Annotated in this window: 15 protein-coding genes; 6 read left to right on the forward strand and 9 right to left on the reverse strand. The window is 65.9% G+C overall.

From position 1 onward, the window contains the following. Positions 1 to 87: 87 nt before the first annotated feature. Positions 88 to 789 carry an HAD hydrolase-like protein gene (locus NJLHNGOC_RS02195; protein WP_113594896.1) on the forward strand — a complete coding sequence of 234 codons (702 nt, stop codon included), beginning with the start codon at positions 88 to 90 and terminating at the stop codon, positions 787 to 789. Between the two features lie 152 nt (positions 790 to 941). Here the strand turns inward: NJLHNGOC_RS02195 and NJLHNGOC_RS02200 are convergent, their stop codons facing one another. Then, complete coding sequence (locus NJLHNGOC_RS02200; protein WP_239021268.1) at positions 942 to 1,691, reverse strand: JAB domain-containing protein; 750 nt, start codon at positions 1,689 to 1,691, stop codon at positions 942 to 944. Positions 1,692 to 1,802: 111 nt separating this feature from the next. Here NJLHNGOC_RS02200 and NJLHNGOC_RS02205 point away from each other — a divergent pair, with 111 nt between their 5' ends. From NJLHNGOC_RS02205 to NJLHNGOC_RS02225, 5 genes are all read left to right on the forward strand, one after another. Then, positions 1,803 to 4,043 carry an ATP-dependent helicase gene (locus NJLHNGOC_RS02205; protein WP_113594897.1) on the forward strand — a complete coding sequence of 747 codons (2,241 nt, stop codon included), beginning with the start codon at positions 1,803 to 1,805 and terminating at the stop codon, positions 4,041 to 4,043. Then, positions 4,040 to 4,942: a 50S ribosomal protein L11 methyltransferase gene (locus NJLHNGOC_RS02210; protein WP_113594898.1), complete on the forward strand. Its 903-nt coding sequence runs from the start codon at positions 4,040 to 4,042 to the stop codon at positions 4,940 to 4,942. The genes NJLHNGOC_RS02205 and NJLHNGOC_RS02210 overlap by 4 nt, the downstream gene beginning before the upstream one ends. Next, complete coding sequence (locus NJLHNGOC_RS02215) at positions 4,935 to 5,456, forward strand: GNAT family N-acetyltransferase (protein WP_113594899.1); 522 nt, start codon at positions 4,935 to 4,937, stop codon at positions 5,454 to 5,456. The genes NJLHNGOC_RS02210 and NJLHNGOC_RS02215 overlap by 8 nt, the downstream gene beginning before the upstream one ends. 61 nt (positions 5,457 to 5,517) lie before the next feature. After that, positions 5,518 to 7,302: an aminopeptidase P family protein gene (locus NJLHNGOC_RS02220; RefSeq protein WP_113595023.1), complete on the forward strand. Its 1,785-nt coding sequence runs from the start codon at positions 5,518 to 5,520 to the stop codon at positions 7,300 to 7,302. 175 nt (positions 7,303 to 7,477) lie between these two features. Continuing rightward, a complete protein-coding gene (locus NJLHNGOC_RS02225) occupies positions 7,478 to 8,506 on the forward strand; it encodes an isocitrate/isopropylmalate dehydrogenase family protein (protein WP_110527166.1) in 1,029 nt (342 codons plus the stop codon). Between the two features lie 195 nt (positions 8,507 to 8,701). On the opposite strand, the gene uraH is transcribed toward NJLHNGOC_RS02225, so the two are convergent. From uraH to NJLHNGOC_RS02265, 8 genes are read right to left on the reverse strand one after another with little or no spacing between them, the layout of a single operon-like run. Beyond that, a complete protein-coding gene (gene uraH / locus NJLHNGOC_RS02230) occupies positions 8,702 to 9,058 on the reverse strand; it encodes a hydroxyisourate hydrolase (RefSeq protein ID WP_113594900.1) in 357 nt (118 codons plus the stop codon). Beyond that, positions 9,055 to 9,570, reverse strand: a complete 516-nt coding sequence (uraD, locus tag NJLHNGOC_RS02235) for a 2-oxo-4-hydroxy-4-carboxy-5-ureidoimidazoline decarboxylase (protein WP_113594901.1) — start codon at positions 9,568 to 9,570, stop codon at positions 9,055 to 9,057. Before uraD ends, uraH begins: the two co-directional genes overlap by 4 nt. 8 nt (positions 9,571 to 9,578) lie before the next feature. Then, on the reverse strand, positions 9,579 to 10,490 hold the full coding sequence (puuE, locus tag NJLHNGOC_RS02240) for an allantoinase PuuE (protein WP_113595024.1): 912 nt from the start codon (positions 10,488 to 10,490) through the stop codon (positions 9,579 to 9,581). Between the two features lie 4 nt (positions 10,491 to 10,494). Further along, a complete protein-coding gene (locus NJLHNGOC_RS02245; RefSeq protein WP_113594902.1) occupies positions 10,495 to 11,724 on the reverse strand; it encodes a pyridoxal-phosphate-dependent aminotransferase family protein in 1,230 nt (409 codons plus the stop codon). Next, positions 11,724 to 12,992, reverse strand: coding sequence for an allantoate amidohydrolase (locus tag NJLHNGOC_RS02250; protein WP_408890431.1), 1,269 nt, complete (start codon positions 12,990 to 12,992; stop codon positions 11,724 to 11,726). The genes NJLHNGOC_RS02245 and NJLHNGOC_RS02250 overlap by 1 nt, the downstream gene beginning before the upstream one ends. Further along, the gene (locus NJLHNGOC_RS02255) at positions 12,986 to 14,578 is read right to left on the reverse strand and encodes a gamma-glutamyltransferase family protein (RefSeq protein ID WP_113594904.1); all 1,593 of its coding nucleotides are present in this window, start codon (positions 14,576 to 14,578) and stop codon (positions 12,986 to 12,988) included. Before NJLHNGOC_RS02255 ends, NJLHNGOC_RS02250 begins: the two co-directional genes overlap by 7 nt. Positions 14,579 to 14,584: 6 nt before the next feature. After that, entirely contained in the window at positions 14,585 to 15,952 is a 1,368-nt protein-coding gene (locus tag NJLHNGOC_RS02260) for an AtzE family amidohydrolase (RefSeq protein ID WP_113594905.1), read from the reverse strand. Next, on the reverse strand, positions 15,949 to 16,182 hold the full coding sequence (locus NJLHNGOC_RS02265; RefSeq protein ID WP_113594906.1) for a DUF4089 domain-containing protein: 234 nt from the start codon (positions 16,180 to 16,182) through the stop codon (positions 15,949 to 15,951). The genes NJLHNGOC_RS02260 and NJLHNGOC_RS02265 overlap by 4 nt, the downstream gene beginning before the upstream one ends. Position 16,183 lies beyond the last annotated feature (1 nt).

The raw sequence follows: 16,183 nt of genomic DNA on the forward strand, positions 1-16,183 counted from the left end.
ATGTGTCGATAAATTCAGGACAGACAGCCCGACGACAGGGCATAATGGGAACCAATAATCGATAACAGACGGAGGTCATATACCCGCATGAATTTTTCCATTCCCCCTGCCCCGCGCAATGCAGTCCTGTTCGATCTGGACGGCACGATCATCCGCTCCCATGACGGCATCATCGAATCCATCCATGCCGTCCTGCGTGACCTCGGCCATGAACCGGACCTGTCGATCGACCTGACATGGGTGGTGGGACCGCCGCTGCGCGATCTTCTGGGGCATATCCTGGCCCATTACGGCGACGACCGCGTGGACGAGGCGATGGACCTGTACCGCAGGCATTACGAAGGCGGCGGCATGCGCAAAAGCCCGCTGTTCGACGGAATGCGCCATGTCATCGAAACCCTGCATGCCGGGGGAACGCAGCTTTTCATCGCCACGTCAAAGCCACGCTACCTGGCGCGCAAGATCCTACACCTGCGCGGGCTGTCGCAGTATTTCGACGGCCTGTCGGGCGCGCGCGCCGATGACAGCGGCGCGGAAAAACCGGAACTGATCGCCGCATTGCTGCGTGAACATGACGTGGCGCGTAACCATGCGCTGATGATCGGCGACCGCCGCTTTGACATCACGGGCGCGCATGCAAACCATGTCCGTGCGCTGGGCGTGCTGTGGGGATATGGGGGGCGCGACGAACTGGTCGCCGCAGGCGCGGACGCGCTGGTCAGCCAGCCGGACGAACTTCTGCAGGCCATTGCCACGCAGTTCGAACTGATGGCGAAGCACGCCGCCTGACCCCCGGAAGGCTGCCTGAAAACAACGGAAGTTTTTCGGATGTCGCCTTATTTTCAGTAAAGGCGACGCCTTACGAAGCTTTTTGCAAAAAGCTTCGCCAAAAACTTTTGTGATTTCAGGGTGTTGTCGGGCCTGTTTTTTTCAGGCCGTCGCTAAAGCATTTTCTCCCGCCGCAGGGAGGTCCACTCTTTCCTGCCCGCGATGATGCAGTCATGCATGACCGTGGACAGCAGGCGTCCGTGGGCCTCCACCTGCCGCATGACGACGGCCGCGTCCTCCAGCAGGCGGGGCGCGGGCGGGAATGCCCCGCCATCCCATACCGCCACCATCGAGACCGCATGCAGGTGCAGCACGCGCTGCAGGATCGTGCGGCACATGTCGGCGGGCGGACCCGCGGGCACCCGTTCATCGCCCACCAGACGGTTGGCCGCATCCAGCAGCAGGATCGTCACCTGTCCCTGTGCATTGCTTCCCTGCCCATCGCGCGACGACACGGGCATGGCATCGCGCGTGGCGGCGTAATGGGTCCATGCCGCCTGCAGGTCATGGATGTACGGACGCGATCGCCCGTCCCCCTGACACAGCCGTCCCGCCACCAGCGCAGGCAGCCCCAGCACCGCGCAGGCACGCGGCCCCGCGCTGGCGGCACGCAGTTCCCCCGCCCCCGCCGACAGCACCCCGGCGAGGGAGCCGAAACGCGCGATCAGGTCCTTGGCCAGCGGTTTGGTATCGCGACGGGGAATGGCGGCGAACAGCAGGACCTCCAGAATCTCGTAATCCGCCAGCGATCCCTCCCCGGCGGCGCGTATGCGCGCGCGCATGCGTGCCCGGTGCCCGCCCGGTCCGCTGTTGCGTGATCCATTCCCCGATCCGTTTCCCCCGCCATCCGTGCGCGATGCCACCTGTCCCCCTTCATTCCATGCGGCCGCCCTGTCATGTCCGGCAGCGTTTCAGTTCCCGATGCGTGTGCGTCATGGCCTGTTGGGAAGGACATTGCTATAGGTAACCATGTGATGGACAGTCTTTTCCCCCCCACGCGCATTCCCGACGAAGGCGCGCCCGAGTACCTCGCCCGGCTGAACCCGGAACAGCGCGCCGCGATCGAGACGACGGACGGTCCGCTGCTTGTCCTTGCCGGGGCGGGCACGGGCAAGACGCGCGTGCTGACCACGCGCTTTGCCCATATCCTGCTGTCGGGACGGGCGCGGCCCAACCAGATCCTTGCCGTGACCTTCACGAACAAGGCCGCCCGCGAAATGCGGGAGCGAATCGGCGCACTGCTCGGCGCGCCGGTGGAGGGGCTGTGGCTGGGGACGTTCCATTCCCTGTGCGCGCGCATGCTGCGCCGGCACGCGGAATATGTCGGACTGACCAGCAGTTTCACCATCCTCGACACCGATGACCAGATCCGGCTGCTCAAGCAGGTGATCGAACCGCGCCGCATCGACACCAAACGCTGGCCGCCACAGGGCATCATGGGCGTCATCCAGCGGTGGAAGGACCGGGGCCTGACGCCCGAGCGCGTCAGCGATGCCGAGGACTGTGATTTCGCCGATGGCAAATGCCGCGCGATCTATGCCGATTACCAGAAACGCCTGATCCAGCTGAACGCCTGCGATTTCGGCGACCTGATGCTGCACATGACCGAAATCATGCGCACCCATCCCGACGTGCTGGCGCAGTATCACCGTTTCTTCCGCTATATCCTTGTCGATGAATACCAGGACACCAACACGATCCAGTACCTGTGGCTGCGCCTGCTGGCGCAGCGCGGGGACGGACGGGCCAACATCTGCTGCGTGGGCGATGATGACCAGTCGATCTATTCCTGGCGCGGGGCGGAGGTGGAAAACATCCTGCGTTTCGAACGCGACTTCCCCGGCGCGAAGGTCGTGCGGCTGGAACGCAACTACCGCTCCACACGCCAGATCCTTGGCGCGGCGTCCGGCCTGATCGCGCATAACGAGGAACGGCTGGGCAAGACGCTGCATCCGGGACGCGATGACGCGGAAGGCGAGAAGGTGCGCGTCGTCGCGGTATGGGATTCCGATGACGAGGCCCGCATGGTGTGCGAGGAGGTGGAACGCCTGCGCAATGACGGCCATTCGCTGGCGGAATGCGCCATCCTTGTCCGCGCCGGGTTCCAGACCCGCGCGTTCGAGGAACGGCTGATCACAATCGGCCTGCCCTATCGCGTGGTGGGGGGGCTGCGTTTTTACGAACGCGCCGAAATCCGCGACGCGCTGGCCTACATGCGGGTGCTGAACCAGCCATCGGACGACCTTGCGTTCGAACGCATCATCAACGTGCCGCGCCGGGGCATCGGCGCGACGGGGCTGCAGAAACTTCACCTTCACGCCCGCGCGCGCGACATCCCGCTGACGGCGGCCGTGCTGGAACTTCTGGCCGATGGCGCGATCAAGGGACGCGCGCGCGAACATCTTGCGACGCTGATGCGCTGTTTCGGACAGTGCCGCGAGGACCTGCCGCGTGAAGGGCACGTGGTGGTGGTCGAACGCCTGCTGGAGGACAGCGGCTATCTCGACATGTGGAAGGCGGACAAGTCGCCTGACGCGCCCGGACGCCTCGACAACCTCAAGGAACTAGTGCGCGCGCTTGCCGATTTCGAGAACCTTGGCGGTTTCCTCGAACATGTGGCGCTGGTGATGGAGACGGAGGAAAACGCCGGGAACGAGCGCCTGAACATCATGACCCTTCACGGCGCCAAGGGGCTGGAGTTCGATACGGTCTTCCTGCCGGGGTGGGAGGAAGGCGTCTTTCCGTCGCAGCGCACGCTGGATGAAGGCGGGATGAAGGGGCTGGAGGAAGAGCGTCGCCTCGCCTATGTCGGCATCACGCGCGCGCGGCTGCGCGCCATCATCAGCCATGCGGCCAACCGTCGCATCTATGGCAACTGGCAGTCCGCGATCCCCAGCCGCTTTGTCGAGGAACTGCCGGACGAGCATATTGAAACCCAGGGCGATTCGACGCGCGCGCGTCACAACGGCTCGATGCGCACGCCGGTATTTGGCGCGACCCCGTTTCCGGTCGTCGCCCGCCGCCGTCCCGTCACCGACGTCGCGACATCCCCCACGCAGGCGCGCAAGGGTGCCTTTCCCGTGGGCACCCGTGTCTTTCACCAGAAATTCGGATACGGCACCGTCGCGTCCGCAGAAGGCAGCCGTCTGGAGGTCGCGTTTGAAAAAGCGGGCACCAAACGGGTGATCGATTCCTTTGTTGAGCAGGTATCATGACCATTCCCCCCCGCCGCCACGCCACCGAACTGGAGACCATTTCGGTCACCGTGCCGCCAGAGGCCGTGGAAGCCTATGAAAACGCGCTGGCCACCGCCTGCGCGACCATCGGCATCTTTGAAGTGGACGATGCCCAGACCCTGTGGCGGGTCGAGGGCGTGCGCGACATCGGCAATGCCGAAGCCGAACTGCAGGCGGCACTGGTGCTGGCGGCGGCCCTGAGCGGGGTGGACGCCCCCCTGGAACGCACCCGCACGGAATCCGAGGGCTGGCTTGCCCGCACGTACGAGGCATTTCCCGAACAGACGGCGGGAAAGCGGTTCGCCATTCGCGGCACCCATCTGGAACCCGGCGCCAATCCGCAGCGCATCACCCTGGTGCTGGACGCGGGCGTTGCGTTCGGGTCGGGGGAACATGGCTCGACCCGCGGGTGCCTGCGCGCGCTGGAAATGGTGGCCCATCGCAGGCCGCGCCGTATCCTCGACCTCGGGTGCGGATCGGGTATCCTCGCCATGGCGGCGGCGGCGCTGCTGAAACAGTCGGTGCTGGCGACCGATATCGATCCCTGGTCCGTGCGCGTCACCCGACGCAACGCGCAGATGAACGGCCTTGCCAACATGGTGACATGCCACCTCGGCAACGGGTGGAGCACGCCCGCCATCCGCCGGCATGCGCCCTATGACCTTGTCTTCGCCAACATCCTTGCCCGCCCGCTATGCGCGATGGCGGGCGATCTTGCGCGCAACCTCCTGCCGGGGGGGACGGCCATCCTTGCGGGGCTGTTGCAGACGCAGGTGCGCATGGTGCTTTCGGCCCACCGCCGGCAGGGGCTGGTACTGGAACGTCACCTGCGCGAAGGCGACTGGGCCACGCTGATCCTGAGAAAACCCGATGCCTGAGCCCACACCCCCCGTTCATATCCGTCCCGCGACGGACGACGACATTCCCGCGATCGTGGACATCATCAACGACGCCATCCGCAATAGCACCACCCTGTGGGAAACGCGCGAGACGACGGTGCCCGTCCGGCTGGAATGGCTGCATGACAGCCAGAAGAACGGCCATCCCGTCCTTGTCGCCGTCACGCCGGAGGGCGTGGTCGCGGGATACTGCAGCTGGAAGACCTTCCGTCCGTTTTCGGGCTATGCCCACACGGTCGAACATTCCATCTATATCGCCCCCGCGTACAAGCGCCGGGGCATCGGCAGCCTGCTGCTGGGACACCTGTGCGAGCTTGCACGCCATTCGGACGTGCATGTGATGGTCGCGGCCATTACCGCGTCGAACACGGCGTCGCGCCTGCTGCATGAACGTTTCGATTTCCAGCGCGGCGGCACGATCCCGCAATGCGGGACCAAGTTCGGCAAATGGATGGACCTGATGTTCCTCTACCGGCTTGTCCCGAACGACTGAGCGTCGTCATGAACATGACGCGCGCGCCTGCTTTTTCATTCCAGAAACGGAGTCACGTTCCATGACGGATGCCCCCACCCGCCTCCGCGCCCTGCGACAGATCCTGCGGGAGGACAATGTCGATGGTTTCATCCTGCCGCGCGGGGACGAACATCTGGGCGAATATGTCGCCCCCTGCGCCGAACGGCTGGCGTGGCTGACGGATTTCACCGGCAGCGCGGGCATGGCGACGGTGCTGATGGATCGCGCGGCGGTCTTTTCCGATGGCCGCTATACCACCCAGATGGAACATCAGGTGGACGGGCTGTGCTGGGAACGGCTGCACCTGCGCGAAACGCCGCCTGCGCAATGGCTGGCCCAGCATGCCGCTGGCGCGCGGATCGGGTACGACCCGCGCCTGCTGAGCGAAAACGCCCTCCTGCCCTTCATCCAGGCGGGACTGACGCTGGTGGCCCTGGTGCGCAACCCGGTTGACGCCATATGGACCGACCGCCCCGAACCGCCACGCACCCCCTGCCTGGAACAGCCGCTTGAATATAGTGGCATCGACAGCCTGACCAAGCGCCAGACGCTGGCGGCACAGTTGCGCAAGTCGGGCGAAGCCTGCGTGGTGCTCAGCGATCCGGCCTCCATCGCATGGCTGCTCAACATCCGTGGCAACGATGTTCCCTATACGCCGCTGAGCCTGTGCTTTGCCATCGTCAACGCGGATGCCTCCGTCTCCCTGTTCATTGACCCGGTCAAGCTGACCCCGCGCACGCGCGAATGGCTGGGGGAGGACGTGCGCGTTTTCACCCCCGATGACCTGCCGGCGCAACTGGCGGCACAGGCGGGACAGCGGGTGCAGATCGACCCGGCGGCGAATTCCGTGTGGTTCATCCAGACGCTGGAACAGGCCGGCGCCACCGTCATCCGCGCCACCGACCCCTGCCTGCTGCCCAAGGCCATCAAGAATCAGGTGGAACAGCAGGGTGCGCGTCACGCCCATGAACAGGATGCCATCGCCATCTGCCGTTTCCTGCACTGGCTGGACACCGAAGGGGTCGGCACGGGCGAGCTGGAGGCAGCGCAGCGTCTGGACGCATTCCGCAAGGGATCGCAGGATTATCGCGAGGAAAGCTTTCCCGCCATTTCCGGATCCGGCCCCAATGGCGCGATCATCCATTACCGCGTCACGGCCGAAACGGACCGCATCCTGCGCCATAACGAGGTGTACCTGATCGACAGCGGGGGACAGTATCCCTATGGCACCACGGACATCACCCGCACCGTGTGGACGGGCCCCGAACAGCCCGACGATGATGTCTGCGACGCCTTTACCCGCGTCCTGCGCGGCCATATCGCGCTGGCGCGCGCCCATTTCCCGCACGGCACCACGGGACACGCGCTCGACGCGCTGGCGCGGCAGGCCCTGTGGGAAGGCGGGCTGGATTACGACCATGGCACCGGGCATGGAATCGGCAGCTACCTGTCGGTGCATGAAGGGCCGTGCAACATTTCCACCAATTACCGTCCCGTCCCGCTGGAGGCGGGGATGATCATCTCGAACGAGCCGGGATATTACCGCCCCGGCGCGTTTGGCATCCGCCTGGAAAACCTGCTGCTGGTGCAGCCCGCGATCACCCCCGCGGTCACCACGGGCGCGACGCGGCGCTTTCTGGCGTTCGAGGTGCTGACGCTGGCGCCGTTCGATCGCCGCCTGATTGCGGTGGACATGCTCAACACCACCGAAATTGCCTGGCTCGACGCCTATCATGCACGCGTTTTTGAACAGGTCGCGCCACATCTGGACAAAGTCGGGCAGACATGGCTGCAGGCGGCCTGCGCGCCGCTGAGCGCCAGATAATGTGACCACGAATCTGGTCCCGGACGGGGGGGATGGAATTGTCACATGCCGGTCCGGGGCCTAGGACTTTTTACCAGTTCCGACGCAACTGGATCCGAAGCATCAGCGGAAACAGCCAAGCCGGTGCGCAACCTGCCCCCCGGGCAGGCGCAAGCACGATAGGGAGACGTTCAAAATGTCCGCAGAAAAAACAATTCCCGCCACCCTGATCCCCGGCGACGGGATCGGCCCTGAAATTGTTGACTCCGTCATCGAAATCCTCGACGCCGTCGGCGCACCGTTCAAGTGGGAAAAGGCATTGGGTGGCGTCGCGGCCCTTGATGCCACCGGCAGCCCGCTTCCCAAGGAAACGATCGAAAGCATCCGTCGCACCGGCCTCGCGCTGAAGGGTCCGCTGACCACCCCCGTCGGTGGCGGCTTCAAGTCCATCAACGTGACACTGCGTCAGGAGTTCGGTCTGTTCGCGAATGTCCGTCCCACGAAAACGATCGTGCCGGGTGGCCGCTTCGACAACATCAACCTCGTCATCTTCCGCGAAAACCTCGAAGGCTATTACGCTGCCCTGGAAAACTACATCCCGGTTGGTGACGACCCGCATGCCATCGCCACCAGCGCGGGCTATACCTCGCGCGCGGAATGCAACCGGATCGTGCGTTACGCCTTTGAATACGCGGTCAAGAACAACCGCAAGCGCGTGACCCTGGTGCACAAGGCCAACATCCTGAAGCTGCTGACCGGCCTGTTTCTGGAAGAAGGCCGCAAGGTCGCCAAGGAATATGAAGGCCGCGTGGAAGTGAACGAGCGTATCGTCGATGCCTGCGCCATGCAGCTGGTGACCGATCCGTGGCAGTTCGACTGCATCGTGACCACCAACCTGTTCGGTGACATCCTGTCCGACCTGACGGCCGGCCTGGTGGGTGGCCTGGGTCTGGCGCCCGGCGCGAACATCGGCGAAAAGGCCGCCGTGTTCGAAGCCGTCCACGGTTCCGCCCCCGACATCGCGGGCCAGAACAAGGCCAACCCGACCGCGCTGCTGCTGGCGGCGAACATGATGCTGCAGCATGTCGGCCGGAAGGATCTTGCCGACCGCATCGACAGCGCCATCAACAAGGTCATCACCTCCGGCGCGGTGCGCACGGGCGACCTTGGCGGCAAGGCGACCACGACCGACCTGACGGCAGCCCTGAAGCAGGCGCTGGTCTGATCCGGTGATTATTCCCGCGACGGCTGATCGCTGTCGCGGGACATGAAAAAAGGGTCGTGGCAGATGATGCCACGGCCCTTTTTACGTTTCCGGCCGGCGGGAACAATACACGTCCTCCGGGACAGTATTTTTTAAAAATTCAGTGTTCTTTCGAAGCTTTTGCGAAAAGCTTCACCAAAACCCTCCTTCGGGCTTTCAGCTTCCGCGATAGGTCGAAAACCCGTAGGGGGAAACCAGCAGCGGCACATGGTAATGCCCGCCCTTTTCCCCCGCCGTGGCCCGCGCCATGCCAAAGACAATCGGCACGACATCAAGGAACGGCGGATCGGACAGCACCACCCCGCGCCCCCGGAAATAGGCCGCAACGCCGAATTCCAGCCGGTAAGTGCCCTGTGCCATTTCCCCCGTCGCGGCCGACAGTTCGGGGCAGCGCCCGTCCGCATTGGTGATCCCGTGGAACAGGCGCTCATTCCCTGACCACAGGCCGATTTCCATGCCAGCCGCAGGCAGGCCGGAGACAAGGTCCAGCACATGGGTCGAAAGGGTGCTCATGACGCGTCCTCCATCTGTCTGAGGATGCCGTCCTGCCGCAGGGCCGCGATCCTGGCAATTTCATCAAGCGCCGTCTGGATTTCGGTGTCGGGATCATGCTCCAGCCGTCGCTGCATTTCCGCAAGGATCCGTTCCTTGTCCGCCAGCCGGACGCAGATGATGAACGGAATGCCGAATTTGGCCGCATAGGCGTCATTGAGCGCACGGAACCGGGCGAATTCCTCCGGCGTGAGACGGTCCAGCCCGGCGGAGGCCTGCTCAGTGGCGGAGGCATCGGTCAGCGTCGGGTCCACCCCGGCACGGCGCGCAAGTTCGGGATGGGCCCGGATCAGCGCCATCTGCTCCCCGTCCGTGGCGCGGCGCATCTCATGGTCCATGACGCGCAGCATGTGCGCGGCATCTGCGAACGGACGGTGGTCGAACGCGCGTTCGGCCACCCAGGGGGAATGTTCGTACATCGGCCCGAACAGTTCGACGAACCGCGCCTCGTCCAGGGTATTGACGCGTGCCATATCCGCTGTCATGCCGGATGCACCGACAGCCAGTGCCGCGCAATATCCAGCCGTGTCGCGACCCACACCTGTTCCTTTGTGGCGATGTAATCAAGGAACCGCGCCACGGCCCGCGCGCGGCCCGGTCGCCCCGCCACCCGGCAGTGCAGTCCGACCGACATCATCTTTGGCGTCTGTGCCCCTTCCTCATACAGCTCATCAAACGTGTCGCGCAGGTAGTTGAAGAACTGCTCCCCCTCGGTAAAGCCGTTCAGGGCGACGAAGCGCATGTCGTTCACATCCAGCGTATAGGGCACGATCAGCTGCGCGCGGCCATTCGCACGATCGTAATACGGCAGGTCATCGGCATAGGAATCGGCGTCATAGACAAACCCGCCTTCCTGCGCGACCAGACGCGCGGTGTTGGGGCTGGTACGGCCCTGATACCATCCCAGCGGGCGCGATCCCGTCACCCTGGTATGCAGGGCAATGCATTCCTCGATATGGGCGCGTTCCACCGCTTCGGGAATGTGCTGGTAATCGATCCAGCGCAGCCCGTGGGAGGCGATTTCCCACCCGGCGTCCTTCATCGCGCGCACGGCATCGGGGTTGCGGGCCATGGCCATCGCGACCCCGAACACGGTCACGGGCTGGCGTCGCTGCGTGAAAATCCGGTGCAGGCGCCAGAACCCGGCACGCGCGCCATATTCATACAGGCTTTCCATCGCGATCGCCCGCGCGCCGGGGATCGATGCCGCGCCAATCATTTCCGACAGGAATGCCTCGGACCCGCGATCGCCATGCAGGATGGAGTTTTCGGCCCCCTCCTCGTAATTGATGACGAACTGCACCGCGATGCGCGCCCCGCCCGGCCATTTCGCATCCGGCGGAGATGCGCCATAGCCGACAAGGTCACGCGGATATCCGGTCTGCTGTTCCATCACGTCATTCACCATATTCTGCCAGCGCGGCATCGACGGCACGCCCCGAAACCAGGTTATGCCCTTCCTGCCGCAGGACTGCCTCAAGCGCGCCAAGCGTCAGGAGGACCTTGTGCTTCGCCGCGTTGTATCCCATCGCGCCGATACGCCAGATCCTGCCCTGCAGCGGGCCAAAGGCCGATCCGATCTCGATCTCGAAATCATCGCGCATGCGCGCGCGCACCCGTTCGCCGTCAACGCCATCGGGGATAAGGACGCCGGTCACGTTGGTCATGCGGTGCGCGTCACTGCCGAACAGGCTCAGGCCCATCGCGCGCAGGCCCGCGCCCATCGCCCGGCTGGCGGCGGCATGGCGGGCGAAACGCGCCTCCAGCCCTTCCTCCACCATGATGCGGGCGGCCTCGCGCGCGGCATACAGCATGCTTGTCGCCTCGGTATGGTGGTTCAGGCGCTTTTCGGACCAGTAATCCATGATCATCGCAAGGTCGAAATAGTTCGAGGCAATGCGCGCGCGTATCCCGTCCGTGGTCGTGGCGCTGCGGATCCCGGCCTCCACATGGCGGCGCGACATGATGTAGTCGGCGGCGCGGTCCGAAATCGTGATGGGCGAGGACCCGGGCGGGCCGCCCATGCATTTCTGCAGCCCGCCGGTCACGATATCCACGCCCCAGCGGTCCGTCGCAACCGGCATGCCGCCCAGCGTCGCCGTCGCATCGACATACGACAGCACATCATGCCGGCGACACAGTTCCCCCACCCCGTCCAGCGGCTGCGCCATGGTGGTGGAGGTATCGCCATGAATACATGCCAGCACATGCGGGCGATGCGCGACGATGCCGTCCTCGATCTGCTTCAGGGTCGCGACCTCGCCCCACGGGATGTCGATGGTAAAGATTTCCGCGCCTATCCGCTGCGCGATTTCCGACAGAAGCAGCCCGAACCGCCCCGCGCATACGATCAGCAGCCGCGCCCCCGGTTCCAGCAGGGAGACCAGCGCCGCCTCGATCCCCGCGCGCGCCGTGCCGTCAACCAGCAGCGTCCAGCGGTTTTCGGTCATGAAGACCTGACGGTACAGCGCCATGGTCTGGTTCATGTAGCCGGTCATTTCGGGATCGAACTGCCCCAGCATGTCGGCCGCCATGGCACGCAGCACGCGCGGATGCACGTTGACCGGCCCCGGCCCCATCAGCATCCGTGAAGGAGGATCGATCTGGCCAAAAATATTCTGTGTCATCAACAACGTCTTTCAAACAGGCGGACAAAATCCATCATGGCGCGCAGGGCGATTTCCACGTCCGCCGCCGTCACGGCCTCGGCCGGGTTGTGGCTGATCCCCTTTTCACAGCGGACAAACAGCATCGAAACCGGGGCCAGATGCGCCATGACCATCGCGTCATGGCCCGCGCCACTGACCAGCACGCGCGCCGGCGCGCCCGTCACATCCGCCACCGCCTGTTCCATCAGCTGCGTCAGCACGCCATCACAGGGGGTGGCCGACAGGTCCTGCTGCAGCTCGACCTCCAGCCCGATCCCGCGCCGGTCCGCAATCTGGCGCAGTTCGTGGCGTATCGCCTTCGCCGCTGCATCGCGCTGCGCGTTGGTTCCCGCGCGCACATCGATGCTGAAGACCACGTCGCCGGGCACGACATTCGCGGCACCCGGCGCAACCTCCAGCCGTCCCACCGTGGCGACAAGGTCGTCCGGCCCGCCCCGGCCGATACGTTCCACCATGGCGATCGCTTCCGCCGCCGCCGCCAGCGCGTCATGGCGCAGGCGCATCGCAATCGTGCCCGCATGGCCCGCGACACCGTGCATGGTCACGAGATAGCGGTACTGCGCGGCAATGGCGCTGACGACGCCCACGGCGTGTCCTTCCGCCTCCAGCACCGGCCCCTGCTCGATATGTGCCTCGACATAGGCCAGCACGCGTTCGCGCGTCATCCGGGCCTCATCGATGGTGGCAAGGTCGAGGCCGAATTCCGACAGGGCCTCCGACAGGGAAATCCCCTCACGATCCGTCATCGACAGGTCGAAGCCATCGCGTGTGCCCGCGACCGTGCGCGACGTCAGCATGGCGGCGGGAAAGCGTGATCCTTCCTCATCCCCGAAACCGATGACCTCCAGCGCGAAGGGAAAGCGCCGTCCCTCCCGCGCGAAGCAGGCCACCACCTCGATCCCCAGAACCACGCCGAGCATCCCGTCATAACGGCCGCCATTGCGCACGCTGTCCACGTGCGAGCCAAGCAGGAGGGCGGGCGCGTCGGGAACGGCCCCTTCGTACCGCCCCACCACGTTGCCCACCGCATCGACATGCACGGACATGTCCGCCAGCGCCATCCACGCCGCGATCCGGTCCAGCGTCGCCCGGTAGCCGGAGCCGAGATAGGGGCGGAACAGGCTGCCCGCCTCGTCGGAATAGGGGGGACGGCCCAGCAGGTCGCAGCGTTCGACAATGCGCCGACCGCCCGGCGGCGGGGCGGAGAGTCCGTGCATGTTCACCATGCCGCCACCCCTCCATCGCTGCGGGGGTCGGTCGCCCCCTCGATCAGGCCCGTTTCATGGCGCACCAGTGCCCCCGCATGCCCCATGGCCTGTGAAAATGCCTCCACCCGTTCCATCTGGTGGCCGGCGGCCGACATGCGCGCGATCAGTTCGGGGTCAAAGCGGTCCTCATATTTCAGGCTGACGCTTTCCTCCCCCCACGTGCGGCCCAGCAGCCAGCGCGGGGCGGTGACGGCGCGCTGCAACGGCACGCCGTAACAGGCGTAACGGGTAAACACCGCCGCCTGCGTCTGGGGCTGTCCCTCGCCCCCCATGGTGCCATAGACCATGACGCGGCCATCATCGAAACGCGCCCCGGCGGGATTGAGGGTATGAAAGGGCTTGCGCTCCGGACGCAGGCCGTTCCAGCCATCAGGGTCCATGCCGAAGCTGGTGCCCCGGTTCTGCCACACCACGCCGGTGCGCGGCAGGACAATGCCGGAGCCATATTCGAAATACAGGCTCTGGATCATGCTGACCGCCAGCCCGTCGGAATCAACGACACCCAGCCATACTGTGTCGCCCGGCTGTGACGGGTCGGGCCACGGCGCCGCGCGCTGCGGGTCGATGGACGCCGCCATGCGGTCCAGCGCCCCCGCGTCGTCAAGGATATCCTGCGCCTGGACCGTCATCAGCGCGGGATCGCCCACATGCGTGTCGCGATAGCGAAAGGCGATCTTCGTCGCCTCCACCAAGGTGTGCATGTAATCGTAACTGTCTGCCTTCGCCGCGCGCAGGCGATCGAACAGCGACAGGATCAGCAGGGAGGCGACGCCCTGCGTCGGGGGCGCGACATTGTAAAGATCCGCCCCCCTGATGCGCGCATGCAGCGCGGGCTGGTGCACGGCGCGATGGGCCTGAAGGTCCGCCAGCGCAAGCGGACTGCCCAGATCGGCAAGGTCGGCCGCAAGGTCGGCCCCGACCCGCCCGCGATAGAAACTGTCCAGCCCGTCATCCGCCAGCGCGCGCAACGTGCGGGCAAGGCGCGGGTTATGCAGGATGTCGCCCGCGCGTGGCAGGCGGCCATGGGGCATGAACTGATCCGCGAACCCCGGAACCTTCCGCAGTTCGTCCGCCTTTGCCCGCGTGATGTCGGCGGCACCCGCCGTGACCGGCGCCCCCTGTTCGGCGTAATAGATCGCATCGCGCAGCACGCGCCCCAGCGACAGGCCGGGCTGTATGCCATGACTCCATGACAGGGCCATGTCCCAGCCCGAAACCGTGCCCGCCACCGTATTCGCCGCCAGCGGCCCGCGCCACGGGATACGCGACAGGCCCCTGTCGCGGTAGAACCCGACATCCGCATGCCGCGCCGCGGCCCCGCACGCGTCGATCGTCTCCGCCCGTCCGTCAGGCCACAGCGTCAGCCAGAACGCGTCCCCGCCAATGCCCGTCATGTGGGGATAGACCACGGCCAGCGCCGCTGCGGTGGCGACCGCGGCCTCGATCGCCGTACCCCCGGCCTTGAGGACATCAAGACCCGCCTGACTGGCGAGGTGATGGGGCGATGTCACCATCCCCCGGCAGGAGCGCGGCGTGTTGAGCATGAAGGTTCAGTCCCCGGTGGTCAGTGGCGTACAGCGGGCAAGCCCCGCGCGTTGCAGTTCCCCCGCCACCGCGAACAGCGCGGCCTCCGCCCCGGGTGCGCCGATCAGCTGCAGCCCCAGCGGCAGCCCGGACGGATGGGCCAGCGGCGTGGAGAGCACCGGCACGCCCGCCAGGCTGATTGGCTGCGTGAACAGGCCCAGGTTGGCGCGGGCCGAAACCTCGCGTCCCTCCACCACGATGGTGGGCTGGTCGATACGCGGCGCGGGACCGACGGTTGCCGGCGCGACCAGAACGTCATGGTGGCTGAACAGTTCATGGATCCGCGCACGGAACCAGTTGCGGAAGCGCTGCGCCTGCACCAGCGTCGCGGACGGCAGCATCGCCCCGGCCATCAGGCGGCTGCGGGTGGCGGGATCGTACTGCATCGCGCGCTGGCGCAGGCGCGGCAGGTGCAGGTTGCCGCCTTCGGACGCGGTAATCAGGAACGAGGCGGCGCGGGCGCGCGCGGCCTCGGGCAGTTCAATGACCTTCGTGCTGTTCAGGTGGGCCATCACCGCGTCAATGGCGGCGGTGAAATCCGCGCTGATATTGCGCGCGAACCATCCCCCCAGACGCGCGATGCGCAGCGAGGCGACATCGGGCAGCCCACCCAGCGAACGGCCATCCATCACCTCGAACACCGTGCGCAGGTCCCCGATGCTGTCGGCCATCGGCCCCACGACATCAAGGCTGGCGGCAAAGGGATAGGCCCCGTCGCGCGGTACCCGCCCAAATGTCGGCTTCAGCCCCCACACCCCGCACAGCGCCGCAGGCAGCCGGATCGAGCCGTTGGTGTCCGACCCCAGCGCGAACGGCATCAGCCCCGCCGCCACCGCCGCCGCCGAACCGCCCGACGACCCGCCGGCAAGGCAGGCCGGGTCATGCGGGTTGCGCGTCACGCCGGTATGCGCGTTCTCGGTCGAGAAGCCATAGGCGAATTCGTCCATGTTCAGGCTGGCCACCGCGATCGCGCCCTGCGCCTGCAGCCGCGCGACCACGGTGGCATCATGCGCCGCGGGCGGATTGCCGCGCAGGACGATGGAACCCGCCGTCGTGACCTCGCCCGCGATATCGAACAGGTCCTTGACCCCGAACGGCACGCCGGCCAGCACGCCCGGATCCTCCCCGCGCGCGATCCGCTGGTCCAGCTGTTCGGCGCGGGCCACGGCGGCGGGGCCGAAGATGCGCGTCACGCTGTTGTAACGGGTGTCGCGGGCCTCGATATCGGCAATGACGCCCGTCACGACGGAAACGGCGGTGCGGCGCCCCGCGCGGACATCCGCCGCGATCCCCAGCGCATCGCGCGCCGTCGTCCCCACCTGCGCCTGCGTCATGGGACGTACTCCCCGGCGGGTTCGCACGTATCGGGCAGGGCGAAACCGTTCAGCAGGTCGGCATATCCCTGCAGGAGTGCCGCATTGGCGGTCACGTCGTTCATGCATGCCGGCGGCACGGTCAGCCCGATGCACCGCGCGACCTGAACCACTGGAAAGACGCCATCGCCACCGGGCGTCACGACAGGTGATGGCGGGGGTGCCGCCTCATCATGCAAAGGGCTGCTCATC

Origin of the sequence: Novacetimonas cocois (assembly GCF_003311635.1) — a bacterium.
GTDB classification, from domain to species: domain Bacteria; phylum Pseudomonadota; class Alphaproteobacteria; order Acetobacterales; family Acetobacteraceae; genus Novacetimonas; species Novacetimonas cocois.

Coding starts and splice junctions, on each gene's coding strand:
- NJLHNGOC_RS02220 (WP_113595023.1), top strand. CDS start 5,518: ATGACGGATGCCCCCACCCGCCTCCGCGCCCTGCGACAGATCCTGCGG.
- NJLHNGOC_RS02265 (WP_113594906.1), bottom strand. CDS start 16,182: ATGAGCAGCCCTTTGCATGATGAGGCGGCACCCCCGCCATCACCTGTC.
- NJLHNGOC_RS02260 (WP_113594905.1), bottom strand. CDS start 15,952: ATGACGCAGGCGCAGGTGGGGACGACGGCGCGCGATGCGCTGGGGATC.
- NJLHNGOC_RS02215 (WP_113594899.1), top strand. CDS start 4,935: ATGCCTGAGCCCACACCCCCCGTTCATATCCGTCCCGCGACGGACGAC.
- NJLHNGOC_RS02225 (WP_110527166.1), top strand. CDS start 7,478: ATGTCCGCAGAAAAAACAATTCCCGCCACCCTGATCCCCGGCGACGGG.
- NJLHNGOC_RS02250 (WP_408890431.1), bottom strand. CDS start 12,992: ATGGTGAACATGCACGGACTCTCCGCCCCGCCGCCGGGCGGTCGGCGC.
- NJLHNGOC_RS02205 (WP_113594897.1), top strand. CDS start 1,803: ATGGACAGTCTTTTCCCCCCCACGCGCATTCCCGACGAAGGCGCGCCC.
- NJLHNGOC_RS02210 (WP_113594898.1), top strand. CDS start 4,040: ATGACCATTCCCCCCCGCCGCCACGCCACCGAACTGGAGACCATTTCG.
- uraH (WP_113594900.1), bottom strand. CDS start 9,058: ATGAGCACCCTTTCGACCCATGTGCTGGACCTTGTCTCCGGCCTGCCT.
- NJLHNGOC_RS02195 (WP_113594896.1), top strand. CDS start 88: ATGAATTTTTCCATTCCCCCTGCCCCGCGCAATGCAGTCCTGTTCGAT.
- uraD (WP_113594901.1), bottom strand. CDS start 9,570: ATGGCACGCGTCAATACCCTGGACGAGGCGCGGTTCGTCGAACTGTTC.
- NJLHNGOC_RS02245 (WP_113594902.1), bottom strand. CDS start 11,724: ATGACACAGAATATTTTTGGCCAGATCGATCCTCCTTCACGGATGCTG.
- puuE (WP_113595024.1), bottom strand. CDS start 10,490: ATGGAACAGCAGACCGGATATCCGCGTGACCTTGTCGGCTATGGCGCA.
- NJLHNGOC_RS02255 (WP_113594904.1), bottom strand. CDS start 14,578: ATGCTCAACACGCCGCGCTCCTGCCGGGGGATGGTGACATCGCCCCAT.